Annotated in this window: 11 protein-coding genes; 9 read left to right on the top strand and 2 right to left on the bottom strand. The window is 57.7% G+C overall.

The annotated features are described in order from the left end of the window. Positions 1-35: 35 nt before the first annotated feature. From VO84_RS00255 to VO84_RS00235, 5 genes are all read left to right on the top strand, one after another. Positions 36-1,268, top strand: a complete 1,233-nt coding sequence (locus tag VO84_RS00255; protein ID WP_058185268.1) for a hypothetical protein — start codon at positions 36-38, stop codon at positions 1,266-1,268. 99 nt (positions 1,269-1,367) lie between these two features. Further along, the gene (locus VO84_RS00250; protein ID WP_058185266.1) at positions 1,368-1,727 is read left to right on the top strand and encodes a PspC domain-containing protein; all 360 of its coding nucleotides are present in this window, start codon (positions 1,368-1,370) and stop codon (positions 1,725-1,727) included. Continuing rightward, positions 1,724-2,563 (top strand): alpha/beta fold hydrolase, encoded by an 840-nt coding sequence (locus VO84_RS00245; RefSeq protein ID WP_058185265.1) that lies wholly within the window; start codon positions 1,724-1,726, stop codon positions 2,561-2,563. The genes VO84_RS00250 and VO84_RS00245 overlap by 4 nt, the downstream gene beginning before the upstream one ends. 69 nt (positions 2,564-2,632) lie before the next feature. Then, positions 2,633-3,928, top strand: coding sequence for a diaminopimelate decarboxylase (lysA, locus tag VO84_RS00240; RefSeq protein ID WP_082661566.1), 1,296 nt, complete (start codon positions 2,633-2,635; stop codon positions 3,926-3,928). Between the two features lie 112 nt (positions 3,929-4,040). Next, positions 4,041-5,603, top strand: coding sequence for a carboxylesterase/lipase family protein (locus VO84_RS00235; protein ID WP_058185263.1), 1,563 nt, complete (start codon positions 4,041-4,043; stop codon positions 5,601-5,603). A 69-nt stretch (positions 5,604-5,672) separates the two neighbouring features. Here the strand turns inward: VO84_RS00235 and VO84_RS00230 are convergent, their stop codons facing one another. Continuing rightward, positions 5,673-6,158, bottom strand: coding sequence for a peptidoglycan-binding protein (locus VO84_RS00230; RefSeq protein ID WP_058185261.1), 486 nt, complete (start codon positions 6,156-6,158; stop codon positions 5,673-5,675). A gap of 173 nt (positions 6,159-6,331) precedes the next feature. Continuing rightward, positions 6,332-7,975 (bottom strand): trypsin-like peptidase domain-containing protein, encoded by a 1,644-nt coding sequence (locus VO84_RS00225; protein ID WP_058185258.1) that lies wholly within the window; start codon positions 7,973-7,975, stop codon positions 6,332-6,334. 742 nt (positions 7,976-8,717) lie between these two features. On the opposite strand from VO84_RS00225, the gene VO84_RS00220 reads away from it, so the two are divergent. The 4 genes from VO84_RS00220 (at position 8,718) to VO84_RS00205 (ending at position 13,469) form a co-directional block, all read left to right on the top strand. After that, entirely contained in the window at positions 8,718-10,226 is a 1,509-nt protein-coding gene (locus tag VO84_RS00220; RefSeq protein WP_058185257.1) for a M20/M25/M40 family metallo-hydrolase, read from the top strand. 304 nt (positions 10,227-10,530) lie between these two features. Then, entirely contained in the window at positions 10,531-12,048 is a 1,518-nt protein-coding gene (locus VO84_RS00215) for a GGDEF domain-containing protein (protein ID WP_058185255.1), read from the top strand. Between the two features lie 57 nt (positions 12,049-12,105). Next, the gene (lpxD, locus tag VO84_RS00210) at positions 12,106-13,119 is read left to right on the top strand and encodes a UDP-3-O-(3-hydroxymyristoyl)glucosamine N-acyltransferase (RefSeq protein ID WP_058185253.1); all 1,014 of its coding nucleotides are present in this window, start codon (positions 12,106-12,108) and stop codon (positions 13,117-13,119) included. Beyond that, positions 13,116-13,469 (top strand): hypothetical protein, encoded by a 354-nt coding sequence (locus tag VO84_RS00205; protein WP_058185252.1) that lies wholly within the window; start codon positions 13,116-13,118, stop codon positions 13,467-13,469. Before lpxD ends, VO84_RS00205 begins: the two co-directional genes overlap by 4 nt. Positions 13,470-13,518: the final 49 nt, after the last annotated feature.

The raw sequence follows: 13,518 nt of genomic DNA, 5'->3' as shown, positions 1-13,518 counted from the left end.
TTAAACCAGTGCAATACAAGGGGAGTCTCTCAGGCATGAAGGCATCGCGTTTCGTTATAGCCCTTACAGTTCTCATAGCTTTATGGAACGCAACCCAGCCTCTGCACGCCCTCGCCAGCCCTAGTGCCTCGCCTGCGCACACCAATCCACTCAACCTCGACCCTCTGGTCCGGGAAGCCTTTGAGCACTTTTACCTGCTGGACTATCCCGGAGCTGTCTCCCGTTTTGAGCATTTCCACGAGCTGCACCCCGGCGACCCGCAAGCCACCGCCCTCCTGCTCGACGCAGTGGTCTTTCAGGAGCTCTACCGCCAGGACCTCTTGGACACAACCTTTTACGCCAACGATGGCTTTCTCTCCGGCAAGCACGCCACACAGGAAGATCCCAAAGTCCGCGATCGCATCTTCGCACTCGCCGATGAAGCAGTACATGAAGCTGACTGGCGCATCCAGCAGAACCCAAATGACATAGATGCGCTGTTTGCGCGCGGCTGGGTGCGTGCTCTGCGCGTGGCCTACATGGGCATGGTCGAGCGTTCCTACAGCGCGGGCTTCAGACTGGCCACAAAGGCCAGGGAGGATCACGAAAAGGTCCTCCGGCTCGACCCCAATTACGCTGACGCCAATCTAGTCGCAGGGGTCTATGAATACGTAGTCGGTGCGCTGCCGTTTCCCTTCAAGATTTTCATCGGCTTCGCAGGTATCACCGGTTCAAAGTCCAAAGGTCTGGCTATGCTGCACGATGCCGGCGAACACGGCACGATCACCAGCGTGGAATCGCGCACCGTGATTGCGCTCTTTCTGCGGCGCGAATCCAAATATCAGGACGCGATTCAGGTAGTTCGCGTCCTCAAGGCGCAATATCCCCGCGACTTTCTCTTCTGCCTGGAAGAGGCAAATCTCCGCAAGGACGCCGGGGAAGGGATGGCCGCGGTCGATGCCTATCGCGAGCTTCTGGCCAGTGCGGATAAGCCCGGTTACTTCGCCTCGGCGCGTTTGGAGCTGGCATACTTCGGCCTCGGCGATGCCCTCCGCGGCCAGCGCCTGTACAAAGAGGCGGCGGATGCCTATGAAAAAGCAGCCGCGTCTCAGGGCGTTTCGCTGGAGCTCAAAATACGCACCCTGCTCTCCGCCGGGCAATGCCACGATCTGCTGAATGAGCGGCAGCTTGCCGTGCGCGACTACCAGATGGCGATTGATGCGGGACCTGAGACCAGCCGTGCCGATACCGCGCGGAAGTATCTGCGGTCCCCGTACCACGGAAGCTAAAGATCGCACGGATCCATATGCTTTACGAAACTAGACGCTCTATGGAACCATGCGCTCGATTCCAACGTATGCTTGAGTGGACTTGAGAGGAGGCAAAACGTGGGTGTTTTCTGCACTCGTTGCGGTACAGGACTTCCTGCAGGAGCGCGATTCTGCTCCAGCTGCGGCGCAACCATCGCAGCCCCCTATGCGGCTGCGCGCCCGCTGGTGCGCCCGATCATCGGACGGCAGGTCGCCGGAGTCTGCATCGGCTTGTCGCAGGCGTATGGCTGGGATCTGAGCCTGATTCGTGTGCTCGCCGTCCTCGGCCTCATCTTTTCCGGCGGAGCGGTCGCAGTGGCATACATAGCCTGCTGGGTCGGGATTCCGGAAGAATTCCCGGCAATGCCAGGAAACATGCCCGGAGCTGTTCCAGGCCCAGTTGCCGGCCCGTTTTCGCCGCCTCCACCAAACGCATGAGAGCCGCATATACCTCCGGCACCGCGCACCTGAGCTACTGGGATCAGGGACCAGGCCTTCCCGTCGTCTTTCTGCACCCCACGCCTCTAGATCACGACTACTGGCGTCCGCTTACGGAGCAGCTTTCCGGCATACGCGCAATTATCCCTGATCTTCGCGGCCACGGCGCCTCCGAACTCGGAACAGATCTGCCAAGGGGCGGTTTCTCCCTCGCACCGGATGCGCCGGTGCTCTCCATGGCGCAGTATGCGGCGGACATCATAGCGCTACTCGATCACCTGCAACTTGACCGCGCAATTTTCGCCGGCTGCTCCATCGGCGGGTACATCCTGCTGGAGCTGTGGCGGCAGATTCCACAGCGAATTCAGGCGCTGGCCTTCATCTGCTCCAAGCCGCAGCCCGACACGCCGCAAGGTCAAGCGAAGCGCGCCGAAAACATTGCACATGCACGCGCAGAAGGTGTCGCCGCACTCTTTGACGGCATGGCCAAATCTCTCGTTGGAAAAACCGCACAAACCACGCACCCAGAAATCGTCGCTCAAGTACGCTCCCACATGACGCTCAACACAGAGGCGCTCATAGCCGTGCAGGCCGGATTAGCCACACGCCCCGATTCCCTTCCCACCGTAGCGTCCATCACCGTCCCAGTCCTCGCAATCGCCGGCGGAGAAGATCCCGCCGTAACCGCAGCAGAAATGGAAGCGCTCAAAGCAGCACCGGGGGGATGCTATTTTCATCTCCTCGCGGACGTAGGACACTTCGCCGCATACGAGCAGCCGCAACAAGTCGCGGAAATCTTTTTGGCATGGATGCGTCAAAGGCAACTCGCGCAATAAGCCCGATCATTCGACCCAGCAGGCAAATGCGATACGCTCAAGAGAGAAATTTCTCCTGGGAAGCCACCGTTGACCGCACCCGCCGCCACTGATCGCACCTCCTCTGCACGCCCCTTTTCCTATCCCCGTCCAGGCTCCTCGCTGCATTGCGGCGCGGTCTCGCTGGAGACGCTGGCCAAGAAATACGGTACCCCGCTCTATGTTTATTCAGCCGACCAGATCATCGAGCGTCTGCAGATGTTTCAAGCTGCATTCGCGCAGCGCGAACACCTCGTCTGCTATGCCGTCAAGGCCAACTCATCGCTGGCAATTCTAAAGCTGCTCGCAGAGCACGGCGCAGGCTTTGACATCGTCTCCGGCGGCGAACTTGAGCGCGTGCTCGCCGCAGCCCCTCAGGCCACATGCCGCGTAGTCTTCTCCGGCGTGGGCAAAACAGCGGCAGAAATCGATCTCGCTCTGAATGCAGAAATTCTCTCCTTCAACGTAGAGAGCGAAGCCGAATTAGACCTCCTCGCAGACCGCGCGCGAAAGCTCCGCAAAAAAGCGCGATTCTCAATCCGCGTCAATCCCGACGTCTTCGCCGAAACACATCCTTACATCTCCACCGGCCTTCATGAACACAAGTTCGGCGTCTCGATGAAGACAGCACTGGCAATGTACAAGTGCGTAGCCCAAAACCGCTGGCTCGAACCACACGGAATCAGCGTTCACATCGGCTCGCAGATTGCCTCCGCAGATCCATTCGGCGCAGCGCTCGACCGAGTGCACACGCTGGTTCGCCAACTCGAACGTGCAGGCATCGCAATCAACGCAATCGATGCCGGCGGCGGCCTCGGCATCGATTACCATGCTCGCGCCTTCGACCCGGAAAAACGCGTCCAGGCCTATGCAAAGGCCGTCAACACAGCCCTACACGGCTTCCAAGGGAAGCTCCTCATCGAACCCGGACGCTTTCTCGTAGCCCAGGCCGGCGCGCTGCTTACGCGCGTAGTAAACGTAAAACGCAACGGTAAAAAGACCTTCGTGGTCACCGACGCAGCAATGAATGACCTCATCCGCCCCGCGCTCTATCAGGCATATCACGAGATCGTCCCGGTAAAACCACGCGCAGGCAAGCCACGCGCCGTGGATGTCGTAGGCCCAGTCTGCGAAACCGGCGACTTCTTCGCACGCGACCGCGCGCTCGGCCCCATACAGCCCGGCGATCTAATCGCATTGCTAGATGCAGGCGCATACGGCATGGCGCAAAGCTCCAACTACAACACACGCCCCCGCCCAGCCGAAGTGCTCGTAGAAAAAAGCAAAGCCCGCCTGATTCGCCGTCGGGAAACAATCGCGGACCTACTGGCTACAGAAATCATCTGAGGCCCATCGCGTCCCGCATCTCTTAAGTTTCCTTAAGCCGCTCACTTTCTCATCGAGAGCCACTCCCGCGTCACAACCCCTTGCTGTTACCGTGTTCCGGGAGGAATTTTCAATGCATTTTGGTTCTCGAATGCTGCGCGCCTCAGCGGCCGCGGCATTGCTTACGCTCTCTTCCCTTGCCCATGCTGACTCGCTCACCATTAAAACCGAGCAGGGTAAGGTTCACGGCAAGACACTCAACGACGGCAAAGTAAACGCGTGGCTGGGACTTCCTTACGCAGCTCCGCCCGTAAACGATCTACGCTGGAAAGCTCCCCAGCAGGCTGCAAAATGGCCCGGCGAGCGCGACGGGACGAAGTTTGGCGCGCACTGCGCGCAGAATCATGTCTTCGATGACATGATTTTTCAGGATAACGGCGACAGCGAAGATTGCCTATTTCTCAATGTCTATGCGCCCGCCAACGCAACAGCCAAGAGTAAGCTTCCCGTCATGTTCTGGATTCACGGCGGCGGCTTCTCTGGCGGCGGCAGCAATGAGCCACGCCACAACGGAGATTTCCTCCCGCTCAAGGGTGTCGTGCTCATCACCATCAACTATCGGCTCGGCGTCTTCGGCTTCCTTGCAAGCTCTGATCTTGCGAAAGAAACAAGCGGCACGGCCGGCAACTACGGCTTGATGGACATGATCGCCGCTCTGCGTTGGACAAAAGCCAACATCAAGGAGTTCGGCGGCGATCCCGACAACGTGACCATCTTCGGCGAGAGCGCAGGATCGTTTGCAGTGAGCACACTCATGGTGGCACCGCCCGCGAAAGGGCTCTTTCAGAAGGCCATCGGCGAAAGCGGAGGAGCACTGGGCACCGGCGCGCTTACCTATGAACCGCTGACCGTTCGTGCCACCAAAGATGACAAGTGGGTTGCAACGCTCAACGTCAATTCTCTGGCCGATCTGCGCGCTCTGCCAGCAGCCACAATTCTTGCAGCCGTCAAGCCAGGCGTAAACTTCCCTCCGAATATCGATGGAAAAGTAGTGGTCGAACCCATCGCGGAAACCTATGCAATCGGCAATCAGTTCCACGTGCCGTTGCTGGCCGGATGGAACTCCGACGAGGGCAGCTTCGTCGCCATGCGCGGCACAACGGTGGATCAGTACAAGGCCTATGCAGCCACTCTCTTCAAGGACAAGGCGCCCAATTTCCTCAAGCTGTATCCCGCTGATAACGATGCTCAGGCGCTGCGCTCCGCCATCGATTATGGAAGCGATACCTTCATCGCGCTCAGCACGTGGCGCTGGATCGAGGCTCATCGCAAGACCGGCCAGTCGCCCGTCTATCGCTATCACTTTGAGTTGGCTGCGCTGCCCAGTAAGTTCCATCCGGAAACATACGCATTCCACTCCGATGACATCGAATATGTCTTCGGCACGCTCGATACGCGTCCCGGCGAAACCGTTCGCCCGGAAGACCGTACATTAAGCGATCAGATGATGACCTACTGGACCAACTTTGCCAAAACAGGCGATCCAAATGGTCCCGGCGTACCCGCGTGGCCAAAGTACAACGACGCCAGCTTCCCGCTGATTCATCTCAACTCCACAATCACTTCGGGACCAGATCAGCTTCGCGCCCGTTATGAGTTCCTGGAAGCCAACCCCGTGCCTCCAGCGTTTCGCTAAAAATATGCACTGGAAATAACAAAGCCCTCGCCAATGCGAGGGCTTTGTTGTGATGCAAATACCGGCAGATTACTGATGCACGCCCGAAGCCGCAGTAAAGCCCGCAGCCTGCGCCGCGGGAATCGTACTGGCGGGAGGTGGAGCAGCAAAAGATGATCCCTTGGCGTTGATCGCATTCGAATAGTCAGCCCCAAGGCCTAGTTTCTTCAGCGCGCGAGAGTCCGGCATCAGTTTGGTCTGCCAGCCCTGATCCGACTGAAGCTTCTGCATCGCATTCACAGTGGTTTCATCCCACTCACCGTTAGCCGGACCGGGAAGATAATGCTCGCGAATCAGCGCCTGTTGAATCTCGCTCACGCGCTCCGGAGCAATGGCCTGCTGGCCATGAAGCTTGTGTGATTTCGCAGCAGTCGCGGTTGACTTGTGCCCGCTCTTCACATGCGATGAGCCGCGAGCAGTCGTAGATGCTGTGTGTTGGGAACGGACTCCAACCGCATGCGTAATGGTTGCAAAAGCCGTAACAAGTATGAGGCCCAGATTACGATAAAAACGCACGAAACAAATACCTCCGCTAAGACTGCGATAAAAATTTGCGGCGTATCAACCGGGGCAAGTGTACTGGAATCCCCCGCCAATGCGACACAAAAGTTTTGCTTTCGAACCATCCTTGTATCAAAACGGGACAAGGCGCAGTGCAAAGTGCATTGCGCCTCAGTCGCCGTCCATCGTTATAAAGTTCCGCCAATATAGTTAATTCCATCGTTCGGGTGACGAGGGTCCATAACCTCGAAAACCACATCGTCGCCAGTTTTCAATTTGCTCACCACTGCATTGAATTGGTCACGGTTGCCCGTGGGCTGCCGGTTGATGCGGATAATCACCAGTCCCGGCTCCATTCCCTGCAAATCCGCAAATGCCCCATTCACCACAGACTGCACAGCCACGCCGGGGTGATGGAGCTTGGCCACAGTGTCAGCCGTGGCTTCGCGAACCACAATGCCAAGCTTGCTTTCTCCCGGATTCACGGTCTGATCCGGCTCAGGACCTGCCGGTGCGGCAGCCTGCTCGGCAAAGACCTTATCGCGGTCGCCGATCGTCACAGTAGCATCAGCCTGCTTGCCCTCGCGAATATAGCCCAGGCGCGCGCTTGAACCAGGCCGGCGCGCGGCAATGTCGTTGACCAGGTCATCGCCATCCTTGATGGAGCGGCCATCAATGGTCACAATAATGTCGCCCGGCTGCAGCCCGGCCTTCTCCGCAGGACCGCCCGGCTGCACATACTGCACCAACACTCCGCTCTTGAAGCCATACATGCGGTTCACAGCGCCAGGGAGTCCCTGCTTGAAGCTGATGCCGATAGAACCACGCACCACCTTATGGCTGGGACTGACAAGGTCGTTGTAAATGTCCACGATGGTGTTTGAAGGCATCGCGAAGCCAATACCCTGGTAGCCCGCGCTCTGCGTGTAAATGGCAGTATTCATGCCAATCACTTCGCCGTTCATATTCAGCAGCGGTCCGCCGGAGTTGCCTGGATTGATCGCGGCATCGGTCTGAATAAAGTGCTGAAACTGGCCCTGCTGCCCGGGCTCAATGGTGCGGTTCTTGGCGGAGATGATGCCCGCGGTAACCGTCTGCGCCAGCGCGAAGGGGCTGCCAATCGCCTCAACCCAGTCACCCACCTGGGTATTGTCGCTGTTGCCCAGCTTCACAGTCGGAAGCGGCGTGTTCATATCGATTTTAATGACCGCGATATCGGTGGCTTTATCCACGCCAATCACGCGCGCCGGACGTCCCAGGTCCTGGGTATCGGGGTCGGTCGAGAGCTTGACGAAGATCTTGTCGGCCTTCTCGATGACATGGTTGTTGGTAATGATGTATCCCTTGGAATCGACAATGAAGCCCGATCCTAGCGACTCGCGCACCTGGCCATCATCCCCTTCGCCATCCTGCCCCTGTCCGCCAAAGAAATGATTGAAAAAGTCCTGGAAGCCGCCCTGGCCATCCTGCCCTCCGCCCTGACCGCCGTCCGGGCTGTCCTGATCGTCCGGGTTCTGCGGCTGGGGCGCAGTCCTGCCATGCGGAAGGCGATGCGGCATGCGGCTGCTGGATTGCTTGGGAAGGGTCTGCGTATTGATATTCACCACAGCCGGACCAACCTGCTTGGCGATCTTGACAAACTCATTCGGCGCAGCGACAGGCGAGTTGGACACTTTCAGTGGTGTCGCATCGCTGCTCGCGTTCTGCATCTCCTGCCCACTGACACCATGCGCGGCATAGGAGATACAAAGAATTGCCGCCGAAAGACCGGCCAACACCACAAATGCCGTTGCGAGACGGCGTGTGCGCAGCCGTTCAAGAAAAGATTTCATCAGTGTCAGAACCTCGTTCTATTGCCAGCCTGCGGCTGGGTCTGTCATTTCATCAGTATAGCCAGCATGCGCCTTTGCTGTCCGTCGCACGGCCTTATTAGATAGTGATTCAGTTTGAAGGGTACGGGCTTCAGCCTGTACATCAAAAAACGCCTCTGAATCAATCGGGCTTTAGCCCCTGAGGGGAAGATTTTTATCCGAACTGACCCACTACCCACAATGTTATAGACGTATCAATTCTCCATCCGGTCGGACGCATTTCCTCAGAAGCATCTCTGTACGTAATGGACGGGTACGCCTTCACTTTTCCTGTCCCCGCTCCACCCGCACATTACTTTCGTCCATTGTCCTTTCGTAACCCCATCTCTCGCGGAAACTTTGCGTACTATTAACCTCGTTTGTGCTCTACTTATAATCAAGAGAAGAACAGCCACGGCTCGAGCCTCCACTGGTTCGGGCCGTGGCCGTTTTTGTAAGGGAAGGACCCCTCCCCCTCCCCCATCCCCACTGCACCAGAATCAGTGCAAAAGCCGTAATGCAGTACAGTCCGGTTGCACAGCCCCGAAATAAAGATCGCATAAAGATTTACGTAAGAACTGTGCGGAAGTCCGCAACACGCTAAAACTAAACCACTTCGAAATCACCCCTGCACAGATGACTCATGCATTTATACCGAAATCGAAAATCCGCCCACCTCTCTGCGACGGCTGAATCACCCAGAGGTTACGTGGTAACATCCGGCATGACCTTCCATTTCAGGACACCTGCACTTGCAGCTGCCTCCATGTGTGCTGCCGCCGCATTGGCTTGCGTTCCGGCACAGGCCCAGCAGCAGCCATCTCCCGCCGCTCCAACAAGCATGATGGACCGCCTGAACGCCTTCCTTGGAACGGGCGGAAAGAGCGCATGGACTCCTGAGCAGTTGGCCACGATGGAACGGCTGCGCGATGCAGCGATGAAAGACCCGTACGCATACAACGAGTTGCATCACCTGACGGACAACATCGGCCCGCGCCTGAGCGGGTCTCCGCAGGCTCAGCAGGCAGTGGACTACGTAGCGGCAGAGATGCGCGCGCTAGGCGCAGAGGTAACGCTCGAAAAAGCAATGGTGCCTCACTGGGTTCGCGGCGAGGAAACCGCCCAGTTGGTAAGCTGGCCGGGCCAGACTCCCGGAACCACGCAGAAGGTAGTTTTAACTGCGCTCGGCGGCAGCGTAGCAACACCCGCGGATGGAATTACCGCTGAAGTTGTTGTAGTCGAGAACTTCCAGCAGCTCCAGGCTCTGCCCGCCGGAGCCGTCAAGGGCAAAATCCTGCTCTTCAACCACAAGTTTGATAAAGAACTGGCAGCAAATGGCGATGGCTTGAACGCATACGGCAATGGAGTCGTCTATCGCGGCGCAGGACCCATCTTCGCAGCCACCGCCGGAGCCGCGGCGGTGCTGGTGCGCTCGGTCGGCGGCGCTGACTTCCGCATTCCGCACACAGGCATGACGGAGTACGCCCCGGGAACGCCAAAGATTCCCGCCGCCGCAGTCACCGCCGAGGACGCGGAGCTGCTGAAGAATCTGGCCGGCCAGGGACCGATCAAGCTTCACCTCACGCTGACGCCCCAGACCCTGCCGGACGCGCCGAGCTTTAACGTCATCGCCGACTGGAAAGGAACCGAACATCCCGAGCAGGTCGTCATTGTCTCCGGCCATCTGGACTCCTGGGATCTCGGCACAGGCGCGATTGACGATGGGGCTGGCGTTGCGGTTTCCATGCAGGCGATTCACATGCTCAAAGAGCTCGGAATTCATCCAAAGCGGACGGTCCGTTTCGTGGCGTGGATGAGTGAAGAAGAAGGGTCGCAGGGCGCTGCCGCATATATGGCAGAACATAAGGCGGAATTCAGCAACCACATTGGCGCAATTGAGAGCGATCTGGGCGCTGATCATCCTACGGGCATCTACTATGCGGGCAAACCAGCACTGGGAGCGTATCTACGGCCGCTCTCAGCGATCCTGGAACCAATCGGAGCAGAAGTCCTGAAGGATTCGCCCGAGACCGGCGAGGATATCAACGGGCTGACCGAGAACGGCGTACCGAGCTTCGCGCCGATTCAGGATAGCCGGTTCTACTTCAACTACCACCACACGCCGGCGGACACCTTTGACAAGATCGATTTCGTCCACCTGAACCAGAACGCGACCGTGATGACAGTACTGGCATATGCACTGGCTGACTCCGCAGAACCGGCGCCGAGGTAATCGCAGCGATCAAAAGGGCCGTATTCATTTCGCATAACAACGTTTTGCTATGGTCGCTTTCGGATGAGACCTGTTTGCCGATTTGCCTTCCATTGTGCATGAATTCCGGCTATCCTGAATGTAAATACAGGACTTGAAAACCAGGAACATGGCGAGGTTAGCCACTGGGATCGTGACTCGAACCGTCATGTTTGAACTTCGAAAACGATTAGCCTGCAAGGTAGGTTGGACACATGCTCTTCCTTGGTTATTAACAAATGCTGCCAGGCGCAGCATATCTTGCTGCGGAGGCTGACAGCTCCCAATGAAGGCATTCTCCCCCGCCGTGGATGCGGACCCAGCCAGTCCTTCTGATTCTCCATTCCTGGCGCGCGCCCTTGAAGTGGTCCTCCCTGACTCCATTTCCCGCTTTGCTATTGTCATGCTGCTCTACATTGGCGCCTCCTGGGGCGGGAATGCGCTTACGCGCACGCCCGCAGTGGCGGACCTGATTTGGCCTGCGAATGGAATGCTGCTCGCATTCCTGCTATCCACATCCAGGCGCTACTGGTCCGTCTACCTGACTTCGAGCATCCTCGTAAACATCGCGGTGCATATGTCATTCGGCTTTTCGCCGGGCCGCGCCATCCTGTTTACATCGGCGAATACAGTTGAAGTCATCATCGCCGTTTCTCTACTGGCCACTAAGGACAATCGCAAGCCGGACCTGACAAATTTCCGCACTCTGGGGCGATTTCTATTCTTCGGAGTGTTCCTTGCTCCGCTCGCTTCTACAGGCTTTTTGGAGATGATTCTGGCTGTGTGGACCTATCCGCGGCATCCAGAGTTGCTGGCAAACTGGTTCACCGGTGATGTGATGGGAATGGCTCTGATGGCGCCGCTATTCCTGGCCATCGATAAAACGGAACTGAAAGCGCTCTTCGCGCCCCAAAAGCGATGGGAGACCGTTGCTATTTGGACCGCGATTACGCTCGTCTCCATCCTTATCTTCACACAGACTGGCCTGCCCATCGATTTCCTTGTCATTCCCGTGCTTCTAGTGGCGGTCTTCCGGCTGCGCGCTACCGGGGCGGCAATTGGCATCCTGCTCATGGCTGCTCCTGCGGTTTACATGACGGAACGGGCGCATGGCGCATTCATGCTCTCCGGCGCAACGCTCGCGCAGCACGGATTTTTCATCCTGCAGCTCTTTCTCTGCGTCAATCTGGTGATTGTCTACGCCGTGAATACCGCGCTCGGCGTGCGCGACAAAATGCACCAGGAAATTACAGCGGCGTTTCATGAAGCTGATGCGCTGGCAACTCAGGATCATGCCACAGGTCTTGCGAACCGGTTCAGTTTTGACCGCCACCTTGCACTGGAATGGCAGAACGCTGCGCTCCAGCAAACCAGCCTGGCGCTGCTGATGCTTGATATCGACCACTTCAAGCTGTACAACGACCATTACGGACACCTGGCCGGCGATGACTGCCTGCGGCGCATCGCATCCATTCTCGCCAGTGCATCTCTGCGAACCAGCGATCTGGTAGCCCGCTATGGAGGCGAGGAGTTCGCCGTAATTCTGCCGCGCGTCTCTGCGCAGGGAGCCGTAACACTGGCCGAGCGCGTACGGCAGCTTGTAGCAGACGCGCAGATCTCTCATATGCCCTACACGCCGGGAATCGTTACCGTGAGCATTGGCGTAGCCGCTATGATTCCGGACGCTGGAAAAGATGAAACAGATCTCATCCAATTCGCAGACAGGGCTCTCTATTCGGCCAAACGCGCGGGACGTAACCGCGTGGAGACCTATCAGAACTGCTTTGAGATTGAGTACGACTAAACCGGCAAGCCGCGGCTGATCCTCATCTTTACTACCGGCCATTTACAATCGAGCACGATGCAATTAGGCGAACTGGCAAATCGGCTCGGTGCGGAACTGCGCGGCAATCCTCTGCTTGAAATCACAGGTGTACGCGGAATAGAAGAAGCAGGCCCCTCGGAGATAACCTTTGTAGCCAACCCGCGTTATGCGGGGCTGGCTAAGACGACGAGTGCGGCAGCAGTTCTGGTCGAACCGGAATTTCCAGAGGTTGCAACAGCAACGCTGCGAATCAAGAATCCCTACTATGCTTTTGCCCGCGCACTGGGCTTCTTTTACCAGCCTCCAGCGTATCCGCCGGGAATTCACCCGACCGCTGTCATTGATCCGACGGCCGAAATCGGCGAAGGCGCGCATATTGGTGCGTATGCCGTTATCGGAGCCTGTGTGAAGCTTGGCTTGCGTGCGACGCTTCTGCCGCACGTAGTGCTCTATCCGGGAGTGCGGGCCGGAAACCATTTCTTTGCTCATGCTCATTCCGTAGTGCGCGAGGCATGCGTGCTGGGCGATCACGTAACGCTCGAAAATGGAGTCATCATCGGAGCGGACGGCTTCGGGTTTGCCAAGAACGACCTGGGCCAGTGGGAGAAGATCCCGCAGTCGGGGCCGGTGCTGATCGGTGACCGGGTGGATGTGCAGGCCAACGCTTGTATCGACCGTGCAACGGTGGGCGCGACGGAGATCGGCGCGGGAACGAAGGTAGACAACCTCGTCCAGGTCGGCCATGGATCGAGGGTTGGTGAAGACACGATGCTGTGCGCGCAGGCGGGACTAGCCGGGTCGTCTATCGTGGGTTCAAGAGCAATTCTGGCCGGGCAAACGGGCGTGGCGGGCCACTGTGAACTGGGCGACGGGGTAATTCTGACGGCGCAATCGGGGGTTTCCCATAGTGTGCCGGCGGGAAAAATGATTTCCGGGTCGCCGGCGTTTGATAATCGGCTCTGGCTGCGAGCAGTCACGGTCTTCCAGCGGTTGCCGGAGCTTTTGAAGCGGCTGGACAGGTTGGAAAAAAAGCTGGGAGAAAAGGCTTGAAAATTTATATAAAAACTCTGTTTGCCGTAGCTTCCCTTCCCTTCTTCATGGGCTTTGCGGGATGCAGGTCGCATCACGTTGAGATCACAGTGGAGAACCGGAGCGGAGCGGAGATTCGGTTGCTGGAGGTGGACTACCCAAGTGCAAGCTTTGGCGTGAACTCTATGGCGGCAGGGCAGATAGTGCATTCGAGCATCCAGGTGCAGGGCTCGGGAGAAGTGAAGATCGAGTACACAGCTCCGGATCGGCACCAGGCGCAAATTACAGGACCTGCACTTGTAGAGAAGCAGGAAGGCACACTCGCGATTGTGCTACTGCCGGGTGACAAGGCGGATTTTCGTCTGCGGTAGAAATGGGCTGTTGTGGTGCACTATGTCCTCAAAAACAGGGATATGGGCA

It is taken from the genome of Occallatibacter gabretensis, assembly GCF_001449115.1.
GTDB classification, from domain to species: domain Bacteria; phylum Acidobacteriota; class Terriglobia; order Terriglobales; family Acidobacteriaceae; genus Telmatobacter; species Telmatobacter gabretensis.
This window is presented reverse-complemented; position numbering and strand designations above follow the sequence as displayed.

Coding starts and splice junctions, on each gene's coding strand:
- lpxD (WP_058185253.1), top strand. CDS start 12,106: ATGCAATTAGGCGAACTGGCAAATCGGCTCGGTGCGGAACTGCGCGGC.
- VO84_RS00215 (WP_058185255.1), top strand. CDS start 10,531: ATGAAGGCATTCTCCCCCGCCGTGGATGCGGACCCAGCCAGTCCTTCT.
- VO84_RS00255 (WP_058185268.1), top strand. CDS start 36: ATGAAGGCATCGCGTTTCGTTATAGCCCTTACAGTTCTCATAGCTTTA.
- VO84_RS00245 (WP_058185265.1), top strand. CDS start 1,724: ATGAGAGCCGCATATACCTCCGGCACCGCGCACCTGAGCTACTGGGAT.
- VO84_RS00235 (WP_058185263.1), top strand. CDS start 4,041: ATGCATTTTGGTTCTCGAATGCTGCGCGCCTCAGCGGCCGCGGCATTG.
- VO84_RS00220 (WP_058185257.1), top strand. CDS start 8,718: ATGACCTTCCATTTCAGGACACCTGCACTTGCAGCTGCCTCCATGTGT.
- VO84_RS00225 (WP_058185258.1), bottom strand. CDS start 7,975: ATGAAATCTTTTCTTGAACGGCTGCGCACACGCCGTCTCGCAACGGCA.